Below are 4,054 nucleotides of genomic sequence, written 5' to 3'. Positions count from 1 at the left end.
GGCACCGGCGCCCACCGCTGCCGGCGTCGCCGCGGCCGCGGTCGGAGCCGCCGCCGTCGCCGTGGTGGCGGTCGGAGCCGCCGGTTCGCCGGCCGTCCCGGCGGGCCGGGGACGCGGCCGGAAACGTGTGACGGGCGCGTCGAGGTCCAGCCATCCCGAGGTCGAGCCGTCCCACACCGACCCGTCGCCGAAATAGCGTGGAGTCAGGTATTCGAATTCCTGGCTGCCGCCCATCAGATGGTCCACCGCGGTGAGATAGGCACGCACGTCCGCGCGTTCGCCGAGTGGTCCGGACAGCAGCTTGTCGCGGGCCTCGACATACGCCTTCTCATGGTGCGCGACCAGTTCGCACAGCTGGTTGACGGCGTCCTGGAGGCTGAGCCCGTCCCGTTCGATCAGGACCCGCACCACGGTCATCTTGTCGTCCTGCGCGTGTTCCTTCCGCCAGGACAGCAGGTCGTTGATTATGATCATCTGCCGGCGGCAGTGGAGGTGGACCTCGACGAGCTGCGGCAGCAGGCCGCTCATGTCCACGGCCGTGCCGTATTCCGTCATCAGCTCGATGAAGTCGCAGCCGAAACTGTCCAGCCGTACCGCCAGGCAGCTTTCGTAGTCCGGGACGCTGTCGGTCAGCTTGGCGTGGATCTCCGTGGCGCACCCGCGCAGGAACGCCTCCAGCGCGGCGGTGAACCGGGAGATCTGGGCCGGGCTGAGGCCGGGGCTGATCCGTCGCCACAGGTCCCTTGCCGCCCGGCCGTAGGCGGAGTTGTCGGCCGGGCCGCCGCCACGGCCGTCACCGCGGCCGTCGTCGCCGTCGCCGTCGGCGCGGAAGTCGGCAAGGATGCCGGTGAAGATCTCTCTGGCCGCGGTGTCGTCGGCGCCGAGGGCCGACCGGTCCGAGACGAAGCTGTCGATCACCGTCACGTACTGGTACCAGTCGGCGATGTCGACGGCCCGCTGTTCGTCGGCGTCCGGCACGGTGAGCGGGCCGTAGATCCCGTTCCGTTGGCGCAGGAAGAACAGCAGGTCCTCCTCGGTCGCGAAACACTCGCCGAGGTATGCCCGCACCCAGCCGTTGGAGGCGAACTCGATCTGCGCGGCTTTCGGATGATAGGCGAACGGGAGGGAACGCGGCAGCTCGGGGAGAAAGAACTCCCGCGCGGACGGTGTGAGCGCGTCGGACGGGGTCGCCACCAGGCCTGTTTCCATGATCACTCCTCATCTGATGCCGGCGTGCTGAACAGGCCGTCCCACGGTTCCAGCGGACGGCGGGCAGCTTTCTCGTTTTGTGGATGGCCCATGGGCGGGCATACCGGTGCCCGCGCCGGGGAACGGGCACCGGTATGCGGCGTGAATTCCCTGTGTGAACACAGGAAAGCCGTGGGTGTGGGCCCGGCTTGCAATCGTGGCGCCGGCGGGTATGGCCGGGAGGCTCGTATTCCGGGTACCGCCGGGCCCGCGGATGCCAGGTGAGCATCGGTCGCCGCGCACACGGCCGCCGGTGTCAGGTGCTGGGTCTGTGCCCCGGCCGTGACCGGCCTGTTTCGTGGTGATGGCGTCGTGCCTCCACGAAATAGCTGGTACTCCCGGTGCGGCGTGCTGTTCCCGGCATCGGGGCAGGGCCCTGGGACAGCGCGGATAATGATCGGAAGAAGGGCCTGTCCGATGATGCGGGTGGATGTGCCTGCTGTTGGGCGCGGTGGTTCCCGCCACCTTTCCGGGTGGCGCGGGAGATCAAGAAGTCATGGCCGATAAACGACTCCGGTCGAAAAGGTCGGGGACACTGGCGGGGCGAGGTTCCCGGAATGGGGCTGGATCAAAGTTGCTGGCCGCCCCGCCGTTGGAGCCGTCCCGCTTTCGTTGATCGAACGAACCGCGCAGGGCAGAGAGTACCATGAAATCCGCATGTGCGGAAGTGACACATCAAAAGATCCGTGGATACGTAAATTTAACCGGAGAAGCTCCGCGGATGAGTATGTGCATATTGCATGATCGTAATAACGGAAAGTAATGTCCGTGGATTGGAAAGGCGTTGGCCAACATGCCTTCGGAAAAACCCGTCCCGTTGTCGGTGCTCGACCTCGTGCCGCTCACCTCGGGCTCGACGGCCGGGAACGCGTTGCGCAACGTGTTCGATCTTGCGCGGCACGTCGAGCGTTTCGGCTATGCCCGGTACTGGTTCGCCGAGCACCACCTGGCCCCGAGCGTCGTATCCGCCGCGCCCGCTGTCCTGATCGCCCTGGTCGCGGCCGCCACCCAGCGGATCCGGGTCGGGTCGGGGGCGGTGCAGACGGCCTACCAGACACCGGTCGTCATCGCCGAGCAGTTCGGGACGATCGCGCACATCCATCCCGGGCGCGTTGATCTCGGGCTGGGCCGTTCGAGTGTGGGCAGGTTCGCCGGCGCGGCCGCCGGGACCGCCGGGAGCGCCGGAACCGCCACGAGCCCGGCTGCCGGGCCATCGGCGACGGCCGGGCGGCCCGCGTCCCGGCCCCGGGTGGTCGACGGCCTGCTCATCCCGGCGCCACCGACGTTCCTGTTCGACCCCCGCCGCCTCCGCCAGCAGCTGGAGCTGGCCGGATACCGGGAGGGCGCGGACGACGACTACACGCGGCAGGTCCGCGACATCCAGGCGTTCGTCCGCGGCGATTACCTTACCCCCAGCGGTGTGCACCTGCGGGCGCCCGCCGCGGAGGGCGCCGACGCGCAGCTGTGGATCTGCGCGGTGAGGGCCGGGGAAAGCGCGCGGACCGCCGGTGAGCTGGGACTGCCGCTGGCCGCCAACTATCATTCGATGCCGTCCGCCGTGCTCGACACGGTCGCGGCGTACCGCGCCGCCTTCCGGCCGTCGCGGACGCTGCGGGAGCCGTACGTCATGGTTTCCGCGGATGTCGTCGTCGCCGAGGACGCCGTAGCCGCCCGCCGGCTGGCCAGCGGCTACGGCGCGTGGGCGGCCAGTATCCGTCGAGGCGAGGGCATCACCCCGTACCTCACGCCAGCCGAGGCAGCGGCCTACCCGTGGACGGAACAGGAACGCGCGACCGTCGCGGACAGGATCGACACCCAGTTCGTCGGCTCGCCCGCGACCGTCGTCCGCAGCCTGCGCACGTTGTGTGACGTAACTGGGGCCGACGAACTGCTCATCACCACGGTCACCCACGATCACACCGACCGGGTCCGGTCCTACGAACTGCTCGCCCAGGCCTGGTCACAGCCCACCTGACGGAAGCCACCCGGGTGAGGCCATCGCGGCACGGCGAGATCTGGACCGTACGCCGGTCGGCACCGTTTGATCCCGCCTGCATTATGCAGGCATTATGTAGGCATGCCTATTGCTGTGACGATCCGCGACGTGCCGGAAGACGTCCGAGACGCGCTGGGCCGGTATGCCCAGCAGCAGGGCCAGTCCCTCCAGGCTTTCCTGCTCGCGCTGCTCACCCGCCAGGCCCGATTCGCCTGGAACCAGGGGATTCTGGCCGCCGTCGGGCGTGAGCTCGAGGCAGGGGGCGGCGCCGGCATCACGGCTCCGGACGCCGCGCACGTTCTCGCGGCCGCCCGTGCCGAGCGCGACAGTCAGCCGTTCGCTGCCGGCGACATGGAGTGATCGTCGTCGATGCCTCCGTCCTGGCGAACGCGCTCGTCTACGCTGACGACCGTGGTCGCCGGGCACGGGTGGCCCTGGAGCGTGACACCGAGTGGGCCGCGCCCGAACACTGGCAGGTCGAGGTGTTCTCCGTGATACGAGGGCTCGCACTCGGAAAAAAGATCAGCGATGATCTGGCGCACCGCGCCGTCGCGCGCCTCTCGCAGCTCGGCATCGACTCCGTACCTGTGGATCTTCTGCTGGCGCGCATGTGGCAACTGCGGTCTGGTGTCAGCGCGTACGACGCCGCGTACGTCGCCCTCGCGGAGGCTCGGGACCTCACGTTGGTGACCTCGGATGCCCGGCTGGCAAAGGCTGCGACGCTGTTCTGCGCCGTGCGCCTGATCGCGTAACGATCTTCTTGTGCTGGACGGGGCAGCGTCCGCCGGCGGATGGCGGCGGGCGTGGGTG

The 4,054-nt window shown here is 68.9% G+C and carries 4 protein-coding genes; 3 read left to right on the top strand and 1 reads right to left on the bottom strand.

The genetic code is table 11. The features are described from left to right. On the bottom strand, window positions 1–1,209 hold a 1,209-nt coding region (locus AC5LSR_RS19160; protein ID WP_493468758.1), incomplete at its 3' end, for a terpene synthase family protein. Window positions 1,210–2,041: 832 nt separating this feature from the next. On the opposite strand from AC5LSR_RS19160, the gene AC5LSR_RS19155 reads away from it, so the two are divergent. The 3 genes from AC5LSR_RS19155 to AC5LSR_RS19145 all read left to right on the top strand — a co-directional run bounded on the left by AC5LSR_RS19155 (window position 2,042) and on the right by AC5LSR_RS19145 (window position 3,996). Then, window positions 2,042–3,223, top strand: coding sequence for an LLM class flavin-dependent oxidoreductase (locus AC5LSR_RS19155; RefSeq protein ID WP_493468757.1), 1,182 nt, complete (start codon window positions 2,042–2,044; stop codon window positions 3,221–3,223). A 102-nt stretch (window positions 3,224–3,325) separates the two neighbouring features. Continuing rightward, on the top strand, window positions 3,326–3,604 hold the full coding sequence (locus AC5LSR_RS19150; protein WP_250284545.1) for a FitA-like ribbon-helix-helix domain-containing protein: 279 nt from the start codon (window positions 3,326–3,328) through the stop codon (window positions 3,602–3,604). Then, window positions 3,601–3,996, top strand: coding sequence for a type II toxin-antitoxin system VapC family toxin (locus AC5LSR_RS19145; protein WP_250284544.1), 396 nt, complete (start codon window positions 3,601–3,603; stop codon window positions 3,994–3,996). The genes AC5LSR_RS19150 and AC5LSR_RS19145 overlap by 4 nt, the downstream gene beginning before the upstream one ends. The last annotated feature ends 58 nt before the right edge of the window (window positions 3,997–4,054 follow it).

The sequence above is a fragment of the Protofrankia sp. CiP1_Cm_nod4 genome, from assembly GCF_982290645.1.
The sequence above is the reverse complement of the archived record's forward strand: the minus strand, read 5'-3'. Positions and strand labels throughout refer to the sequence as shown.

What these genes read in the sequence shown, in the direction of transcription:
- AC5LSR_RS19155 (WP_493468757.1), top strand. Translation starts at nt 2,042, where the DNA reads ATGCCTTCGGAAAAACCCGTCCCGTTGTCGGTGCTCGACCTCGTGCCG.
- AC5LSR_RS19150 (WP_250284545.1), top strand. Translation starts at nt 3,326, where the DNA reads ATGCCTATTGCTGTGACGATCCGCGACGTGCCGGAAGACGTCCGAGAC.